The following is a 17,498-nucleotide window of genomic DNA, read 5'->3' on the forward strand; positions in this document are numbered from 1 at the left end:
CATGCCGAGCACGAACCGGCCCGATGTGCCCACCGCTGTCCCGACTTCCGCGCTGTCGTCGGTCGAGCCGACGGACACCGCTGGGCGCACCACGATCTCGTCGCTGGTCGTGCAGAAGATCGCGGCACTCTCGACGCGAGAGGTCGCCGGGGTGCACGCGCTCGGCGGCGGGGTGTCGCGGGCGATCGGGGCTATCCGGGACCGGATCCCGGGCTCGGGCGCGACCTCCACCGCGGGCGTCGCGGTCGAGGTCGGCGAGAAGCAGGCCGCGATCGACCTCGACGTCGTCGTCGAATACGGAGCACGGATCGCGGAAGTCGCCCGCGACGTCCGGCGCAACGTCATCACCTCGGTCGAGCAGATCACCGGGCTCGAGGTGATCGAGGTCAACATCGCGGTCAACGACATCCACCTTCCCGGCGAGGAGGACGAGCCCGAGTCGAGCCGGGTCGAATGACCGGGTCCGAAGGGCTCGCTGGCTGAGCAGCGCTGCGACGCTTCAGCCGGAACGCCTCGGGCCGCAACGGACCGGCGTCAGTCAGGCCAGGCGGTTCGAGTTCCGTAGAAGACCCAGCAGCGGCAGTCCCGAAGCGCCGCGTAAGCCGCAGCACGCGCAACGCCAAACCGAATACGAACGCACCTCACAACAGGCACCACCTCAACCGCGCAGCACGCAAATCCCAGGAGGGCGCACGTTGAACGCTACGCAGACCGGGATCCTCGCCGGGCTGATTCTCGGCTTGGCCGCCACGCAAGGGTTCACCGCCTTCCTGGTGACCTTCGCGGTCGGCATCATCGGGCTCGTGGTCGGCCGGGTCCTCGACGGCGAACTCGACCTCGGCGACCTGTTCGGGAAGGGCCGAGACAAGTGACCCGGGCGGTCGAGGCAGGGCCGTCCCGCAGCGACCTTCCGGAGCCCGCCGAACGCGGTTCGCTGACCATCGCGCACGCCGTGGTGCGCAAGGTCGCGCAGCACGCCGCCGATCAGGTTCCCGGCACGATGCTCACCGAGCGCCGCGTCGCGGGAGTCAGCACCGGGATGTCCGGCGCGTCCGCGAAAGTCGGCGGCTCGGACAACGATGTCGAGCTGTCCCTCGATCTCGCGTTGCGCTATCCGGCACCGGTGCGGGAAGTGACCGGGCAGGTGCGCGCGAAGGTCGTCGAGGAGGTCGAACGCATCACCTCCTATCACGTGCGTTCGGTCGCGGTGACGGTCACCGCGCTGCTGCCGGACGTGCCGCCGAGGGTGCGATGATGCGCATCCTCGTCCGTCTTCTGTCCACTCTGCTCGGGCTGGCAGTCGCGGCCGGCGGCGCGCTGCTGGCGCTCGAAGTCGGGTGGGCTTGGTGGCAGCCTGACAAGGAACCGCTGCTCGTGCCGTGGCCGCGGTGGAAGTCCGCGATCGCCGAACTGGACTGGACCAGCACGCCGGTGCGGATCACCGCCGGGGTCGCCCTGCTCGCCGGGCTTGTGCTCTTGCTGCTAGCGCTCGGTGCGGGCGACCGCGCGGTGCGGATGACCGATCCCGCTGACGGCATCACGGTGAACACCTCGCCGCGCGCGCTCGCGCGGCTGATCGGGCTGGCGGTGCGCGCGGAGGACAACGTGCGCGGCGCTTCCGTGACGGCCAGTTCCCGCCGGGTGCGCGTGCGCGCGACAAGCCGGCTGGAAACCGAGGAGCAGCTGCGGCCGCGGCTGTTGGAAACCGTCGCGGGGGTGCTGGACGACCTCCCGCTGCAGCGTCGTCCGAAGGTGTCCGTGGTCGTCGACTCTCCGAAGGACCGGTGATGAGCGCTTCCGCGGCGCGTCGCGCGCAAGGCCGTTCGTACAGTGCCGAGCGCACGCTGACCTCCTTGGTCGGCGTGCTCGGAGTGCTGGCTGGCGCGGGCGCACTGGTCGTCGGCATGGGATGGCTCGGGCAGTTCCGCGGGCACCGACCCGTGCTCGACCCGATCGCGCTCGGCTGGCTTCGCGACCACGCGCTGTACGCGCGGATCGGTGCGATCGTGCTCGGGGTGCTCCTGCTCGTGTTCGGGCTGTGGTGGTTTTTCCGTTCGCTGCGCCCGGAACGCCGTCCCGACCTGAAGCTCGACGAGACAATCGGCGCGGAGCTGACCGTCACGGCCAGCGCGTTGGCCGGGGCCGTGCAAACCGACGCGGAGAGCGTCGAGGGAGTTACCCGGGCTCGCGTCCGGTCGGTGGGCACGGTGGCCGAACCGGCGTTGCGGATCACGCTCTGGCTGGCCGAGGGCACGGAAGTCCGGCGCGTGTGGGAGGACCTCGACGCGTACGTGCTGACGCGCGCCAGGGAGTCGCTCGGCGTCGAGACGCTGCCGGCCGCGGTGCGGCTCGAACTCGACACGACCGGCCCGGCACGCGTGCGCTGATCCCGCGTTTCGCCCAGAATGCCCGCATGGCCCTCCCTCTGCAGGCACCGATCAAACCCATGCTGGCGAAGCCGGCGAAAGCCATTCCCGATTCCGGCGGCCTGCTGTTCGAGCCGAAGTGGGACGGGTTCCGCTGCCTGGTTTTCCGCGACGGCGACGAGATCACCCTGCAGTCGCGCGCGGAGAAGCCGCTGAACCGGTATTTCCCGGAAGTGCTCGCCGCGCTGCGGGAATCGTTGCCGGAGCGGGTCGTGCTCGACGGCGAACTGGTGGTGGCCCGCGACGGCAAGCTCGATTTCGACGCGCTGACCGAGCGCATCCACCCGGCGGACAGCCGGGTCCAGCTGCTCGCCGAGCAGTCGCCCGCGCAGTTCGTGGCTTTCGACGTGCTCGCGCTGGGCGACGAGTCGTTTGTGGACGAGCCGACGGCGGCTCGCCGGGAACGGCTCGAGGCTCTGCAAGGCATCGCGCTGACGCCGGCGACGACCGATCCGGACACCGCTCGGCATTGGTTCGAGCTGTTCGAGGGCGCCGGGCTGGACGGTGTCATCGGCAAGCCGCTGAACGAGCCGTACTCGCCGGGCAAGCGGGTTTTGTTCAAGTACAAGCATTCCCGCACCGCGGACTGCGTGCTGGCGGGCCTGCGCTGGCACGTGGACGGCGCACCGGGCGAGGCGGTCGGCTCGTTCCTGCTGGGCCTGTACGACGAGAACGGGCTGCTGCACCACGTCGGCGTGGTCGGTTCGTTCCCGGTCGCCCGCCGCCGCGAGCTGGCGCAGGAGCTCGCCCCGTTGATCACGGACGGCGAAGGGCACCCGTGGCTGGGCGACGCGGTCCGCGAAGGGCAGCGGATCCCGGGCGGTATCACGCGCTGGCGGTCTAAGGAACAGCCGTGGGTGCCGCTGCGGCTGGAGCGCGTGGTGGAGGTCTCGTACGAGCACACGGAGGGCGGCTATCCGTCGCGCTTCCGGCACACCGCTCAGTTCGTGCGCTGGCGGCCGGACCGGGAGCCGTCGTCGTGCGGCTACGCACAGCTGGACGAGCCGGCGCGGTACGACCTGTCGGCGGTGTTCCGGGGCGAGGTCGTGCGCACCCGCTGACCGGCCCCGGGCCGCCTGGACCAGCGTGGACCGGACACGCCGCACGACCCGCTCACTGGCTTCCCACACCAGGCGTGCCAAGCTCGTCCGAGAGTTCCGCCGAGCAGACGTGAGGACCAGCCCGTGCACCGCCGTTCCCCCAGCCGTTTCCGTACGCGCGCCCGGCTGGTGGCGGCGACGCTGGGAGCGCTCATGCTGGCCGGGTGCACCAGCGGGCCCTCCGTGCGGCCCGCGGTGATCGACAACGACGGGCACAACACCACCGCGCCGCCCCCGAGCAGTGCCGCGGTGCCGTTGCCGCCGCTGGCCGAGCCCAAGAAGTCCAGCCTGCGGTGGGCCAACTGCGACGCGGACACCCGGCAGCGGATGGCCGCTCCGGCGCTGCCCGATTCGCTGCACGTCAGCTGTGCGCGCATGACGTCTCCGCTCGACGCGCCCGAGGACACGCAGCATTTGCTCGCCCGCATCTTCGTGCTCAAGGCGGGCGACGGCCCGATCCCGCTCGTGGTGGTCAACGACGTCGGCGGCGAGCCCGGCTCGCTGTTCGCCGCGCGCCTGGCGACCCGCCTTCCGCCGGAATTCCTCAAGAAGTTCTCGCTGATCGGCATGGACCGGCGCGGCACCGGGCTGTCCGGCGGAGTGCAGTGCGTGCCGCTGGAAGTGCGCTCGGACCTGCTGGGCGCGGACCCGGCGGAGGGCGGCCTCGGCGAGGTGCTCGACGCGGCTCGCCGCGCCGGCCAGCAGTGCGCGCTGGACCTCGACACCGCGCAGACCGCGCTGGACAGCTGGCGCACGGCCGGGGACCTCGACCAGCTGCGCACGCAACTGGGCCTGGACCGGCTGAACGCGCTCGGCCGCGGTGACGGTTCGAAAGTGCTTTCGGAGTACACGGTGCGTTACCCGGCGCAGGTCGGCCGCATGGTGCTGGACGGCATCCCGGACCCGGGTGCCGACCGGGCCGCCGTGCTCGACGCGGTGGCCGCTGGCGCCCAGGCGACGTTCGACGCCTTCTCCGCGGACTGCGCCGCCCGCAACTGCCCGATGGGCGACGCGAAGGTCGCGCTGAAGGCGGTGACCGACCGACTCCGGACGTCCCCTGTGGACACTGACGACGGCGTGACGATGAGCCCGGGCGTGGCGACCTACGCGGTGTACCAAGGGCTCGCCGACCGTTCGAACTGGCCTGCCCTCGCCGACGCGCTGAACGCCGCGAAGAACGGCGACGTCACCGCACTGGCCGGCTTCGCCGACCCGATCGTCGCGGACGTCCGCGGCCGGACGTCGCGCATCGGCGGCACGATCGCGACCCGCTGCAACGACACGACCACCCGGCTGCCCGCCGATCAGCTGGACCGCACGGCGGCGGGCATGCGCGCGAAGTACCCGCAGTTCGGCGCGGCCGTCGCTCAGGAACTCGCGTGGTGCGGCGCTTGGCCCGTCCGCCGCGAGCCGCTGCCTCCCGCCGGTGCGCCAGGTGCGCCGCCCATTCTGGTGGCCGCTACCGCCACCGATCCGGTGACGCCGCAGGTCGGCACTACCCGGGCGGCGGACCAGCTGCCCAGCGCCGTCACTGTCACGTGGCAGGGCGTCGCGCACGGCGCGGTCGGCCAGTCCCCGTGCGTCACCGCCGCCGCACAGTCCTTCCTGATCGACGGCAAGGTCCCGGACAACGGCACTCTCTGCCCGGCCTAGGGATCGACCCGGCGAGCGAGCGCTGTTCCGCAAGCGCCTTGCGGTTTCCGCGGCGCATCGGTCTAACGGTTCCCTCTCGCCGAGAAATCGCCGCCATCCGCCCAGCAATCGGCTGATCCGGCCGAGCAATCCCCGCTGAGGTCTGAGGTGGCGGGACCGGGGCTGCCCCGCCGAAGTCGTTGCGAACACTCACCCAGTATCTCGAACACGTGTTCGAAAGCGCATCACTCGACCCAGTGGGATCCACTCCCTCATCTGAGACCGGAAATCTCACGAGGAGTGCCGAAAACCTCAGCAGCGCACCGAATTCCGCCATTCGCAATCCGGGCCGCACGCGCGTCCGAGAAACGCGGCCGGCACAGCGGCAGCCGAACCGGACCGTCCTAACGCGACACAGCGGGGCGGGCAGCTGTCCAAGCCGCCTCGATCATCCGGAAAACCTCGTCCACCGCGGCCTCCGGATCAGCCGCCTCGCGAGCCACCGAATAGGCGTCGACCACGAACCGCGCGATCGCCCGGCACGCCGTCGGAGTCCGCCCGAGCCCGGGGTCGGCCGCCATCGCCGACGCGAGCGACTCCGCGTGCCGCAGCCGCATCGATTCCTCGTACTCCCGCAGCGCGGGCGACCCGTCGATCATGCGCCAGACCGGCGCGACGCTGTCCGCGGTGCAATGCCTCACCAGCGCCTGGATTTCCTCCCGCAACGCCGGGATCAGCGACTCCGCCGACGCCTGCCGCTCAACCGCTCCCCGCAGGCTCTCCTCGAAATTCGAGTCCTGTTCGAAGACCAACGCTTCCTTCGAAGCGAAGTGCGAAAAGACCGTGGTCACCGCGACGTCCGCCTCCGCCGCGATGTCCCGGATTCCCACCTCGTCGTACCCGCGTTCGAGGAACAGCCGAAGCGCGGTGTCGGCGATCTTCCGGCGGGTCGCAGCCTTCTTGCGCTCGCGCCGCCCGGACGGCTCAGTCATCCGCGGATGCTATCAGCCACAAAACCTGGCCGGTTACCAAAAGCTAACAGTTAGCTTTTGATGGGTGCGGGAGGCTACTGCCGGTAGCCCTCGACCTCGCTCACCGGCCGGACGGAAGCCTCGTCCGGGTCGTCGTCGAACTCGACCCGGGCCCGGCGCTGCCGCAGCAGGTCCCAGCACTGGTCGAGCTCCTCCTCGGCCCGGCGCAACCGCTCCCGGTCGTCCGAGGACAGACCGGTCCCGATCGCCCGGTCCCGCAGCTGTTTCTCCTCCGCGATCAGCTCGTCGATCCGTCCCAAGATCCCGTCAGCCACGTCAACCTCCATAGAAGCGTCGGACACCCACCAGGACGCTACCGTGGCCCGGGGAATTCCCCACCTGACTCGTTCGTTGGACCAGTCATGAGCACAGTGGAACTGACCGCGGACAATTTCGACCAGACCGTGACCGACAACGAGTTCGTGCTGATCGACTTCTGGGCGAGCTGGTGCGGCCCGTGCCGCCAGTTCGCGCCGGTGTTCGAGAAGGCCTCGGAGAAGCACAGCGACATCACCTTCACCAAGGTGGACACCGAAGCCGAACAGCAGCTCGCCGCGGCGTTCGACATCCGCTCGATCCCGACGCTCGCCGTGATCCGCGACAAGACCCTCATCTACTCCCAGCCGGGTGCCCTTCCGGAAGCGGCGCTGGAGGACCTCATCCGCCAGGCCCGCGAGGTCGACATGGACGAGGTGCGCAAGGCCGCCGCCGCGCAAGAAGCCGAGCAGGCCTGAACGAGCTTCTACAGGCGCACACCCCGGGGAACACGAAGGCCCGGCACCCACCAGGGTGCCGGGCCTTCGCAGTGGTTCAGGACCGGGTGACGAGCCCGCGCAGGAAGAACGCGAGGTTCGCCGGCCTCTCGGCCAGCCGTCGCATGAAGTAGCCGTACCACTCGTCTCCGCAGGGCACGTACACGCGCATCGTCTTGCCTTCGCCGGCGAGCCGCTTCTGTTCCTCGGGCCGGATGCCGTAGAGCATCTGGTACTCGTGGTCGTCGGCCGTGCGGCCGGCGTCGGCGGCGAGCTTGCCGGCGATCGCGATCATCCGCGGGTCGTGCGAGGCCACCATCGGGTAGCCCTGCCCGGCCATCAGCACGCGCAGGCAGCGCACGTAGGACTTGTCCACCTCGGACTTGTCCTGGAACGCCACCGATTCCGGCTCGGCGTAAGCGCCCTTGCACAGCCGCAAGCGCGATCCGGGTCCGGACAGCTCGCGGCAGTCCTGCTCGGTGCGGTGCAGGTAGGCCTGCAGCACCGCGCCCACCCACGGGTACTCGGCGCGCAGCTCGCGGAGGATGCCGAGCGTCGAGTCCGTGGTGGTGTGGTCCTCCATGTCGAGCGTCACCGTCGCGCCGACCGCTTCGGCCGCCGCGCAGATCTTCCGCGCGTTCTCGAGCGCGACGTCTTCGCCGTCGCCCGGCAGGAACTGCCCGACCGCGGACAGCTTCACCGAGACGTCCGCGCCCTTGGCCAGGCCCTGTTCGGACAGCGCCGTCAGCAACTCCTCGTACGCCTGCACGGTGGCGGTGGCCTGTGCGGCGTCAGTGGTGTCTTCGCCGAGGTGGTCGATGGTGATCTTCCGGCCGTCGGCGGCCAGTTCCCGTGCGACGCGCACGGCGTCGGCGGTAGCCGAGCCCGACACGAACCGGCGCACCACGGACCGGGTGACCGGCACCGCTTCGATCAGCGCACGCATCCGCTGCGAACGAGCAGCGGCGAGCAACGGGGCACGCAGCATGGCGGTGTCTCCTTCTCAGCCCTGGTGCGGGTAGCGCACGGAGGTCGGCGGCACGAACGTCTCCTTGATCGAGCGCGGGCTCGTCCAGCGGAGCAAGTTGAAGACCGAACCGGCCTTGTCGTTCGTGCCCGAGGCGCGCGCACCGCCGAACGGCTGCTGGCCGACGACCGCGCCGGTCGGCTTGTCGTTGACGTAGAAGTTGCCCGCGGCGAACCGCAGCGCCTGCGAAGCCTTCGCGACGGCCGCGCGGTCGTTCGCGATAACGGCACCGGTCAGGGCGTACGAAGCGGTCTCGTCAACCAGCTGCAGCACGGAGTCGAAGTCAGCGTCTTCGTACACGTACACCGAAAGAATCGGACCGAAGTACTCGGTGCTGAAGATCTCGTGCTTCGGGTTCGTGGACACAAGGACGGTCGGCTGCACGAAGTAGCCGACACTGTCGTCCGCTTCGCCGCCGACGAGGATCTCGACCTCACTGTCGTTCTTAACGCGCTCGAAGAGGGCAGCGTGCTTGTCGAAGGCGCGACGGTCGATCACTGCGCCACCGAAGTGCGACAGGTCGGTGACGTCGCCGTAGCTGAGCGCGGCGGTCTCGGACGCAAGGCCGTCCTTCAGCTGCTCCCACACGCTGCGCGGCACGTACGCACGCGAAGCAGCGGAGCACTTCTGGCCCTGGTACTCGAAAGCCCCGCGGACAAGGGCGGTGCGAAGCACGTCGATGTCGGCCGACGAGTGCGCGAGCACGAAGTCCTTGCCGCCGGTCTCGCCGACGAGACGCGGGTAGCTGCGGTAGCCGGCGATGTTCGCGCCGACAGTGCCCCACAGGTGCTGGAAGGTCGCGGTGGAGCCGGTGAAGTGGATACCCGCCAGGTCGCGGTGCGTCAGCGCGACTTCGGAGACGGCCTTGCCGTCGCCCGGCAGCAGGTTGATCACGCCCGGCGGCATGCCGGCCTCTTCGAGCAGCCGCATGGTCAGGTGTGCGGCGAAGCTCTGCGTCGGCGACGGCTTCCACAGCACGGTGTTGCCCATCAGGGCGGGCGCGGTGGGCAGGTTGCCGGCGATGGCGGTGAAGTTGAAGGGCGTGATCGCGTACACGAAGCCCTCGAGCGAACGGTGCTCCATCCGGTTCCACACGCCGGGCGAGCTGGCCGGCTGCTGGTCGAGGATGCTGCGGCCGAACGCGACGTTGAAGCGCCAGAAGTCGGCGAGCTCGCACGCGGAGTCGATCTCGGCCTGCGTCGCGGTCTTCGACTGGCCCAGCATGGTGGCAGCGTTCAGCGTCGCGCGCCACGGGCCGGTCAGCAGGTCTGCGGCACGCAGCAGGATGGCCGCACGGTCGTCATAGGACAGCGCACGCCACTCCGGAGCGGCCTTCGCGGCGGCGGCGATCGCGTCGGTCGCGTCCTGCTTCGAAGCGCTCTGGATGGTGCCGAGGACGTGGCTGTGGTTGTGCGGCTGGACAACGTCGATCTTCTCGCCGCCGCCCGCGCGCTGCTCGCCGCCGACGGTGACCGTCAGGTCGACAGGAGCGGCCTGACCCAGTTTCTTCAGCGCACCCTCCAGCTCGGCGCGCTCGGCGCTGCCCGGCGCGTACGTCAGCACCGGCTCGTTCTTCGGGGCGGGGGTCTGGGTCACGGCGTCCACGGCGGCTCCCTCGTTGGCTTACACGTCGGTTGCCCGAAAGATAACTCCGCGCGGCGTTCAGGGGTTTGTTCAAGCGGCTAGAATCGACCATATGGTTTTGTCCGATCGGCCTACCCGATGACAGCCGCCGAACCGTTCGCCGGTGCCTCGCTGCGGCACGTGCTCGCCACGCTCGGCGAACCGCTCGTGCGGGTGCTCGTCGCGCCGCGCGGACTGGGCGTTCCGGTGCAGGACGTGGTGATCCTCGACCCCGAGGACCCGCCCGAACCGCACCCCGGCGACCTCGTCCTGGTGATCGGCGCGCGGGGCCGGTCGGCGGCCGCGGCGATCCGGGCGGCCGGACGCGCCGGTGCGGCTGCGGTGGCGGTGAAGGGCGAAGGCGGCACGGACGTCGCGGCGGACGCTGGCGTCGCGCTGCTCACCGTCGGTGCGGAGGCGCGGTGGGAGCAGGTCGAGGCGCTGGCGCGCGGGGTGGTCGACGCGGCCCGAGCAGGTGGCGAGGCGGAAACCGGCGAGGTGCTCGGCGACCTGTTCGCGCTGGCCCAGACGGTCGCGACACTCACCGGGGGCCTGGTCAGCATCGAGGACACCGCGAGCCGCGTGCTGGCGTATTCACGAGCCGGGGACGAGGTCGACGAGCTGCGGCGGTTGTCGATCTTGGGCCGCGAAGGGCCGGAACGGTACCTCGCCATTCTCCGCGAATGGGGCGTCTATCAGCGATTGCGGGCCGGCGAAGGAATCGTGCGCGTGGACGAACGCCCGGAGCTGGGCATTCGCCGTCGCATCGCCGCCGGGATTCACGCCGGATCGCAACCGCTCGGCACGATCTGGGTGCAGGAAGGCGCGCAGCCGCTGACCGAGCAGGCCGAGGTCGCGCTGCTCGGCGCGAGCAGAACGCTTGCCCCGCAACTGATCCGCGCACGAACCCTGCCCGATCCGCAACTTCGGCTGCGCGAGGATCTGCTGGCCGGGTTGCTGGAAGGACGCGTCGACGCCGAGTCCGTCGCGGACGACATCGGTGCGGATCCGGCGCGCCCAGCGCAGGTTTTGGCGTTCACGCTCTCTCGACAGCAGTCGGCCGCGGCTTCGGACCGGTTGCTGCGCCGGGCCGAATTGGTGCACCTGATCGCCGTGCACACGGCGGCTTACCGGCGGACCGCGCTCGTGAGCGTGCTCGGCGGCCGGGTGTATGCGTTGTTGCCGGATCTGCCGGAACACTCGGATGCCGCGGTGCTCGCGTTGGCGAAGGAAATCGTTGGTGCGGCACAGAAACATCTAGACACCCCGGTCCGCGCGGCGCTCGGCGGCATTGTGCCGAGCCTGTCGGACGCGGCGTTGTCGCGCGGCGACGCGGACCGGGTGCTCATGGCGATGACGCGCGGGCATTGGCCGTCCGATGTCGCGTCGCTGGCTGATGTCCGGGCTGACGTGCTGTTGTCGGAAGTGTTGGCCTACTTGGGAGATCAGCCCCGACTGCGCGATCCGCGGATCGCGGAACTGCGCGCGCACGACGCCGATCACGGCGACATTCTGGTGCCCGCAGTACTGGCGTACCTGAACGCTTTCGGTGACGTCCGCACGGCCGCGCGCTCGCTCAACATCCACCCGAACACCGTGCGCTACCGGGTGCGGCGGGCCTCGGAAGTGTCCGGCATCGACCTGACTGATCCGGCTCAACGGCTGCTCACCGAGTTGTTGCTGCGACTATAAATCAGGTGCCGCGAGGGTTCGTGCTCGCTAAGGTGCCGTCGTGGACCTCTTTTTCCGCTCCTGGAACGCACTTCAGCACGCCGTCAAGTCGCTGGAAGGCGGGCAGTGGCTCGCCCCGTCCGGCTGCACTGGCTGGCTGGTGCAGGACCTGGTGTTCCACCTCGTCATCGACGCGCAGGACATCCTGATCACGCTCGCGACCCCGTCGGAAGCAGAGCCGACGCACACTGCCGCCGAATACTGGGAGCTCAGCACCGACCTGCCGACCGGCACGGAACCGGAAAGCCTCTTCACCCGCCGCGCGGCGGTCAGCTACGGCACCACCGCGTGGCTGGCGCACCACTTCGACGACCTGGCCCAAGCAGCAGGTCGCGCCGCCGCGCTCGCGGACCCGGCGTCGAAGGTCGAAACCCGCGACTACGTGCTCACGGTCGCGGACTGCTTCGAGACCTACGTCGTGGAAGCCACGTTGCACCACCTGGACCTCGTCCGGAATCTGTCTGAAGTGGACGGTCCGGACGCAGACTGCCTGGCAGCGACCCGACGGACGGTGGAGACCGCACTGGGTTCACCGCTGCCGTCGGCATTGGACGACAAGAGCGCGCTCCTGGTAGCGACCGGCCGCCGTGCCGCGACCGACGAGGAGAAGGCGGCGCTGGGGTCTCTGGCAGAAAAGCTGCCGATCGTCCTCGGCTAGACCGAAAGCCGTTCCGCCGCAGGCAAATCAGCCAGCCGAGCGAGCTTAGCGAACGATTCGACGCGCGCGGCCGGGTCGTAGGTGCTGGTGCTGATGAGCAACTCGTCCGCCCCCGTCGCGGCGACCAGGTCCGCGAGGCGTGCGCCGACTTCGTCCGGAGTGCCGCTGATCTGCCCGGCCAACGTGTCGTCGAGACGGCGGCGCTCCCGATCGGTCATCGGCAGGGCCAAAATCTCGTCCGCAGGCGAAAGCGGCGGGAACACGCCGTGGCTGCGCGAGTACACAGTGGACCAAGCCTCGGGAACCAGCAGCCGCCGAGCCTCCTCCGCGGTGTCCGCCACCGCGACCGCTGTCGACACGACGACATAGGGATCGTCCACATCGGACCGGAACGTTTCGCGGTACCGCGCGATCGCCTCCGCCATCGCACGCTGGCCATGCGCCGGAGCGATCACCAGCGGCAATCCGAGCCTGGCAGCGAGATCCGCGCCCGCACCGGTCGCGAGCAAGAACACCGGCAGCGACAACCCTTCGGCCGGGATCGCGTGCACCCCGTCCTGCTCGCCGCGGAAGTACGCGAGAAGCTCGCGAACCTGGCCGTCGAAGCCGTCGGCCGCGTCCTTGCCCTGCCCGAGCGCGCGCCGCACCGGCTCGATGAACCCGACCGAGCGGCCGATCCCGAGATCGATCCGCCCGGGGAACAGCGACTCCAGAATCCCGAACTGCTCGGCAACCACGAGCGGCCGATGATTGGGCAACATCACGCCCCCGGACCCGACCCGGATCCGGGATGTCGCGGACGCGACGGCCGACGCGAGCACCGCAGGCGCGGAGCCGGCGACGCCAGGCACGCCATGGTGTTCGGAAACCCAGAACCGGTGGTAGCCGAGCGCTTCGATGTCCCGCGCGAACGCGACGGTGTCCCGGATCGCCTGCGCGGTCCCCCGCCCTCGCCGCACGGGCGACCTGTCCAGCACGGAAATCGGAACGTCCACGCTCACGGCAACGTCAACCGCACAGCCCGAATTCCCGCCCCGCTGTCCGTGAAGGGCCCCTTCACGGACTTAGATTCCCTCAAGGAGCCCTTCACGGACCGCCACCGCCGCCGCGACGCACCCCACGCGGCGTTCGGCGCGTCAGATGCACCCAACGCCAAAACCCAGCCCGCGAACCCCACGCAACCGCTCACCCGAGCCGCGCCCCCACTCACCAAACCGCAGCCAACGCACCCAACTCACCAGGCACCCACACCACCCCCGCACCCCGATACGAAGCCAAAAACACGGCGCGGGGGTGCTTGTCAAGGCATCTTTCCCGCCTTGACAAGCACCCCCGCGCCGTAGTCACACTCAGCTTCGGGGTGCCCCCACGAGACCCACCGCAATGTCGCCGCCAGGCGACGAGCCGATCAGGGCCTCCACCGCTCGCTGTAATCCGGATGATCCGCATACGGCAACGCCAGCAACCGCAACGTCAAACACCAATTCGACCCCGCCTCGTCCGCGGGCACATGACACGTCTCGCACCAATACTCGCTGCCGTACAGCGGAAACCCGGGCACCTTCTCCGACACCGTGGTCCGGTGCGCGAGCATGATCCGCCGGGTCGCCTCGATCTCGTTGATCATCTGGTTGACCACGTCGAGCTCGAGGTCGCCGAGAGAACGGACGCGCTCCTCGAGCCCGACCTTGGCCTCGCCGCGGGTGAGCGGCTCTCCGGCTTTGCCCTTCTGCACCGCTTGCATGATCAGCGCCTGCCGCTGTCCGACGCGCGCGGCGAGGAACGCGATCAGGTCGTCCACGACGTCTCCCTCCTCCGGTCCCGGCAATAGTCGCACCTCGACCCCGGCGCGTTACCAGCCAGCGGTGCCCTCCATGGTAATCGGCGGCGGAAAACTCGGCTTGAACTGCGGAAACGTACACAAAACCCGGTACCATGTTGATCACCCAGAGTGATCACACCCGGCGATCGAACGGTCACGCCTGGTCCGGTCGGGCCTTGCTCGGCTGCACCCGCTTCGGCTCGCCGGGCATCTTGGGATAGTCGGGCGGGTACGGCAGTTCCGCGCCGCCGAGGTCGCGGTCGTCGCGCTCGTACCACTCCAGCAGCGTCTCCAGGCCGAACGCCTTCTCGTCCATCGGCGCGTGCAGGTCGCCGTGCTCGGCGAGGAAACCGGGGACGGTCAGCACGTCGAAGTCGTCGGGGTCGACGTCGGCGAGCAGATCCCAGGTCAGCGGCGTCGACACGGTCGCGCGCGGAGTGCCGCGCACCGACCACGACGAGGCGACCGTCCGGTCCCGCGCGGCCTGGTTGTAGTCCAGGAAGACGCGCCCGCCGCGTTCCTCCTTCCACCACGACACCGTCGCCTTGTCCGGGATCCGCCGTTCGACCTCGCGGCCGAGCGCGATCACCGCGTGCCGGACCGCGATGAAGTCCCATTCCGGGCGGATCCGCACGAGGACGTGCACGCCGCGGCCGCCGGAGGTCTTCGGGTAGCCGGTGAGCCCGGCGTCGGCGAGCACCTCGCGGACGACGCCGGCGACCTCGACCGCGTCGGCGAATCCGGCGCGTTCCGGCGGGTCGACGTCGATCCGCAGTTCGTCCGGGTGGTCCACGTCGGAGCGGCGGACCGGCCACGGATGGAAGTCGAAAGTGCCGAGGTTGGCCGCCCAGGCGAAGACCGCGGGTTCGGTCGGGCATACCTCCTCGGCGGTGCGGCCGGACGGGAAGGTGATCCGCGCGGTCTCGAGCCAGTCCGGCGCGCCTTTGGGCACGCGCTTGGCGTAGAACCACTCTCCGGCGACTCCGTCGACGTAGCGTTTCAGCGTGGTCGGCCGCTCGCCGATCGCGCGCAGCAACGGGTCGGCCACAGCGAGGTAGTACTCTACCACCTGCCGCTTCGTGATGCCGCGTTCGGGGAAATAGACCTTGTCCGGGCTCGACACCCGGACGGTGCGCTCCCCCACCTGGTACTCGACCGGATCGCCGTTTTTGGCCATGCGGTCACCGTAGCCGCGAGTGCCGTACCGTGGCGGCGTGTCCGGGAGAACCAAGCTGATCGTCGCCTTGGCCGTGCTAGCCCTTCTCTGCGCCGCCGCGCTGTGGCTGCCGATCCCGGGACCGGCGCAGCTGCGCACCTGGGCCGCGGCGACCGGATCGATGACTCCGCTGGTACTCCTCGTGGCTTATTCGTTGCTCACCGTTGCGCCTATCCCTCGCACGGTGTTCAATCTGGCCGCCGGTTTGCTCGTCGGCAGCGTCGCGGGAGTGCTCATCGCCTTGGCGGCCACCACGATCGCCGCCGCCCTGGCGTACGGGCTGGCCCGGCTGCTCGGCCGGGATCTGATCCTGCGGCATCTGCACCGCGCGCCAGTGCGGGCCGTCAACGACCGGCTCGCCGACGGCGGCGTGCTCGCGATCACGTCGCTGCGGTTGATCCCGGTCGTCCCGTTTTCGGCGATGAACTACCTGTGCGGCGTTTCGTCCGTGAAACTCCTTCCGTACCTTGCCGGAACGGCGCTCGGGAGCGTCCCCGGCACCATCGCGGTGGTCGTTTTCGCGGACGCGCTGACCGGCGACACGCCGCCCGCTTTGCTGGCTTGCTACGCGGTCTTCGCGGTGCTCGGTGCGGCAGGATTGGTGCGGGTGCTGCGGAAGCGCGTCCCCGCCGCCGAGCCGGAGGCTCCCGTGCCGTCGGCACCGGCTGGCTGACGGCGGGCAGGTACTTCCGACCGCTACACTCGTTCGGGTGCGCGAGGGGTATCCGCGCTGCGCATGACCACGATCACGGGACTTTCGTCAGGAGCGGGCGTCATCGACACCGGGCAGCTGATCGCGGGGCACTACCGCCTCGTCGAGCACATTGGTAGCGGTGCCATGGGCGTGGTGTGGCGCGCCGTGGACGTGCGCCTGGAGCGGTCCGTGGCGATCAAGCAGATCCTGCCGCAGCCGGGCGTCTCCGAGGCCGAACGCGACAACATGCGCCAGCGCGCCATGCGCGAGGCGAAGAACGCCGCCCGCTTCCAGCACCCCAACGCGATCGTCGTGTTCGACGTCGCCGAGCACGGCGGCGACCCGTGCCTCGTGATGGAGTACCTCAACGGCCCGAGCCTGTCCGCCGTGCTGGCCGAAAAGGGCACGCTGCCGGTCGGCCAGGTCGCGCGGATCGGCGAGCAGGTCGCCGCGGCGCTCGTCGCCGCGCACCGCGCCGGGATCGTGCACCGGGACGTCAAGCCCGGCAACATCCTCATCGACGAAACCGGCACCGCGAAGATCACCGACTTCGGCATCTCCCGCGCGGCCGGCGACATGACGCTCACCCAGACCGGCCTCATCGGCGGCACCCCGGCCTACCTCGCGCCCGAGCTGGCCCGCGGCGCCGACCCGGTGCCCAGCTCGGACGTCTTCGCCCTCGGCGCGACGCTCTACCAGGCGATCGAGGGGCAGACCCCGTACGGCAACACCACGAACCAGCTCGCCCTGCTGTACGCGGCGGCGAACGGCCAGGTCAACCCGCCGACGCAGGCCGGGCCGGCGACCGCGTTGCTGATGAGCCTGCTGCGCAGCGAAGCGTCCGAGCGGCCGAGCATGGCCGAGGCACGGGAGCGGCTGGCCGCGCTGGCGACCGGGGAACCGGCTCCGCCACTGCAACTGCTGTCGGGCAATCGCAGTCCGGGGAGCAACGGGTCCCGTCCGCCGTGGGCGCGCACAGCGGCTCCGGCAGCCGCTGCCGCGGCTGCGCCGAAGACACCGTCGAACCCGCCGCGCACGCCGACCGCGGCGTTCATGCCGATGGGCGCGCCTTCGCGTCCCGCACCCCAGCCGAACACTCCGCCGCGTCCGCAGCCCGCGGTGCGGCCGACGCCTACCGCTGCCGCGCCGAACTACTCCGGCGCCGGGTCGGGCGAGCGGGTTTCGGCTGCCGCGGCGCGGAAGAAGAAGATGGCGTTCCTCGCCGGCGGGGCCGTGGCGGTCGTCGCGGTGGCGTTGGTGGTGTTCCTGGTGCTGAGCAGCAGCCGGGACAAGGGCGGGGCTTCGTCGAACGCGCAACCTCCGGCACCGGCCTCTTCCGCTCCTGCGACTCCGTCGAGCACGCCGAGTTCCTCCGCGCCGCCGGTCAAGTCCAGTGGCAACGTCGAGTGGGGGCCTGCGGGCCAGCTGGCCGTGAACTTCTACCAGAACGCCGGGTCGCCCTCTGCATGGGCGATGCTGACACCGTCGGCGCAGGCGGCCTTCGGCGATCAGGCCGCTTTCGCCTCGTACTGGGACCAGAACAAGCTGAGCGGTTACAAGAACGCCAGCGTTTACAAGCGCCAGAACAATCCGGACGGTTCCGCCGACGTCCAGATCACCCTCACCCCGGAGGGCGGCGCATCGATGCAGAAGGTCGTGCAGGTCATCGCCGGACCCGACGGCACGCTGATGATCAATTCCGATCCGCGCCTCGGGGGCGGTACTCCCGCCCAGTGACACTCGCCGCAGAGGTGGGTACGGCAGGCCGAATAGCCTACCGTTGAGG

At 70.1% G+C, this 17,498-nt stretch carries 19 protein-coding genes; 12 read left to right on the plus strand and 7 right to left on the minus strand.

Annotated elements, in window-relative coordinates; all coding sequences use genetic code 11:
• The first annotated feature begins 1 nt into the window (after position 1).
• The 7 genes from ATK30_RS05625 to ATK30_RS05655 all read left to right on the plus strand — a co-directional run bounded on the left by ATK30_RS05625 (position 2) and on the right by ATK30_RS05655 (position 5,179).
• On the plus strand, positions 2 to 457 hold the full coding sequence (locus ATK30_RS05625; protein ID WP_208637283.1) for an Asp23/Gls24 family envelope stress response protein: 456 nt from the start codon (positions 2 to 4) through the stop codon (positions 455 to 457).
• A 238-nt stretch (positions 458 to 695) separates the two neighbouring features.
• Positions 696 to 872 carry a hypothetical protein gene (locus ATK30_RS05630; RefSeq protein ID WP_009075692.1) on the plus strand — a complete coding sequence of 59 codons (177 nt, stop codon included), beginning with the start codon at positions 696 to 698 and terminating at the stop codon, positions 870 to 872.
• Positions 869 to 1,255: an Asp23/Gls24 family envelope stress response protein gene (locus tag ATK30_RS05635; RefSeq protein WP_101434630.1), complete on the plus strand. Its 387-nt coding sequence runs from the start codon at positions 869 to 871 to the stop codon at positions 1,253 to 1,255. Before ATK30_RS05630 ends, ATK30_RS05635 begins: the two co-directional genes overlap by 4 nt.
• Positions 1,255 to 1,788: a DUF6286 domain-containing protein gene (locus tag ATK30_RS05640; protein WP_101440649.1), complete on the plus strand. Its 534-nt coding sequence runs from the start codon at positions 1,255 to 1,257 to the stop codon at positions 1,786 to 1,788. The genes ATK30_RS05635 and ATK30_RS05640 overlap by 1 nt, the downstream gene beginning before the upstream one ends.
• Positions 1,788 to 2,387, plus strand: a complete 600-nt coding sequence (locus ATK30_RS05645; RefSeq protein WP_101434631.1) for an Asp23/Gls24 family envelope stress response protein — start codon at positions 1,788 to 1,790, stop codon at positions 2,385 to 2,387. The genes ATK30_RS05640 and ATK30_RS05645 overlap by 1 nt, the downstream gene beginning before the upstream one ends.
• A gap of 26 nt (positions 2,388 to 2,413) precedes the next feature.
• A complete protein-coding gene (locus ATK30_RS05650; RefSeq protein ID WP_101434632.1) occupies positions 2,414 to 3,487 on the plus strand; it encodes an ATP-dependent DNA ligase in 1,074 nt (357 codons plus the stop codon).
• A 192-nt stretch (positions 3,488 to 3,679) separates the two neighbouring features.
• Complete coding sequence (locus ATK30_RS05655; RefSeq protein ID WP_167442124.1) at positions 3,680 to 5,179, plus strand: alpha/beta hydrolase; 1,500 nt, start codon at positions 3,680 to 3,682, stop codon at positions 5,177 to 5,179.
• Between the two features lie 383 nt (positions 5,180 to 5,562).
• Here ATK30_RS05655 and ATK30_RS05660 read toward each other — a convergent pair whose 3' ends face one another.
• Entirely contained in the window at positions 5,563 to 6,150 is a 588-nt protein-coding gene (locus ATK30_RS05660; RefSeq protein WP_101434633.1) for a TetR/AcrR family transcriptional regulator, read from the minus strand.
• Between the two features lie 74 nt (positions 6,151 to 6,224).
• The gene (locus ATK30_RS05665; RefSeq protein ID WP_101434634.1) at positions 6,225 to 6,464 is read right to left on the minus strand and encodes a DUF2630 family protein; all 240 of its coding nucleotides are present in this window, start codon (positions 6,462 to 6,464) and stop codon (positions 6,225 to 6,227) included.
• Positions 6,465 to 6,551: 87 nt separating this feature from the next.
• Here ATK30_RS05665 and trxA point away from each other — a divergent pair, with 87 nt between their 5' ends.
• The gene (gene trxA / locus ATK30_RS05670; protein WP_101434635.1) at positions 6,552 to 6,923 is read left to right on the plus strand and encodes a thioredoxin; all 372 of its coding nucleotides are present in this window, start codon (positions 6,552 to 6,554) and stop codon (positions 6,921 to 6,923) included.
• Positions 6,924 to 6,999: 76 nt separating this feature from the next.
• On the opposite strand, the gene ATK30_RS05675 is transcribed toward trxA, so the two are convergent.
• Positions 7,000 to 7,929 carry a proline dehydrogenase family protein gene (locus ATK30_RS05675; protein ID WP_101434636.1) on the minus strand — a complete coding sequence of 310 codons (930 nt, stop codon included), beginning with the start codon at positions 7,927 to 7,929 and terminating at the stop codon, positions 7,000 to 7,002.
• A 15-nt stretch (positions 7,930 to 7,944) separates the two neighbouring features.
• Entirely contained in the window at positions 7,945 to 9,573 is a 1,629-nt protein-coding gene (gene pruA, locus ATK30_RS05680) for an L-glutamate gamma-semialdehyde dehydrogenase (RefSeq protein ID WP_101434637.1), read from the minus strand.
• A gap of 117 nt (positions 9,574 to 9,690) precedes the next feature.
• Between pruA and ATK30_RS05685 the strand changes: the two genes are divergently transcribed.
• Both ATK30_RS05685 and ATK30_RS05690 read left to right on the plus strand, forming a co-directional pair.
• Entirely contained in the window at positions 9,691 to 11,283 is a 1,593-nt protein-coding gene (locus ATK30_RS05685) for a PucR family transcriptional regulator (protein ID WP_101434638.1), read from the plus strand.
• Positions 11,284 to 11,323: 40 nt separating this feature from the next.
• The gene (locus ATK30_RS05690) at positions 11,324 to 11,980 is read left to right on the plus strand and encodes a maleylpyruvate isomerase N-terminal domain-containing protein (protein ID WP_101434639.1); all 657 of its coding nucleotides are present in this window, start codon (positions 11,324 to 11,326) and stop codon (positions 11,978 to 11,980) included.
• Here the strand turns inward: ATK30_RS05690 and ATK30_RS05695 are convergent.
• The 3 genes from ATK30_RS05695 to ATK30_RS05705 form a co-directional block, all read right to left on the minus strand.
• Positions 11,977 to 12,981 (minus strand): LLM class flavin-dependent oxidoreductase, encoded by a 1,005-nt coding sequence (locus ATK30_RS05695; protein ID WP_101434640.1) that lies wholly within the window; start codon positions 12,979 to 12,981, stop codon positions 11,977 to 11,979. The two genes, ATK30_RS05690 and ATK30_RS05695, sit on opposite strands and share 4 nt — an antisense overlap.
• Positions 12,982 to 13,388: 407 nt before the next feature.
• The gene (locus tag ATK30_RS05700; RefSeq protein WP_037713305.1) at positions 13,389 to 13,781 is read right to left on the minus strand and encodes a DUF6221 family protein; all 393 of its coding nucleotides are present in this window, start codon (positions 13,779 to 13,781) and stop codon (positions 13,389 to 13,391) included.
• 175 nt (positions 13,782 to 13,956) lie between these two features.
• On the minus strand, positions 13,957 to 14,979 hold the full coding sequence (locus ATK30_RS05705; protein ID WP_101434641.1) for a DNA polymerase domain-containing protein: 1,023 nt from the start codon (positions 14,977 to 14,979) through the stop codon (positions 13,957 to 13,959).
• A gap of 37 nt (positions 14,980 to 15,016) precedes the next feature.
• Between ATK30_RS05705 and ATK30_RS05710 the strand changes: the two genes are divergently transcribed.
• Both ATK30_RS05710 and ATK30_RS05715 read left to right on the plus strand, forming a co-directional pair.
• On the plus strand, positions 15,017 to 15,691 hold the full coding sequence (locus ATK30_RS05710; protein WP_101440651.1) for a TVP38/TMEM64 family protein: 675 nt from the start codon (positions 15,017 to 15,019) through the stop codon (positions 15,689 to 15,691).
• Between the two features lie 165 nt (positions 15,692 to 15,856).
• Entirely contained in the window at positions 15,857 to 17,449 is a 1,593-nt protein-coding gene (locus tag ATK30_RS05715) for a serine/threonine-protein kinase (RefSeq protein ID WP_244194916.1), read from the plus strand.
• The last annotated feature ends 49 nt before the right edge of the window (positions 17,450 to 17,498 follow it).

Origin of the sequence: Amycolatopsis echigonensis, from assembly GCF_002846615.1 — a bacterium.
Taxonomy (GTDB): Bacteria; Actinomycetota; Actinomycetes; order Mycobacteriales; family Pseudonocardiaceae; genus Amycolatopsis; species Amycolatopsis echigonensis.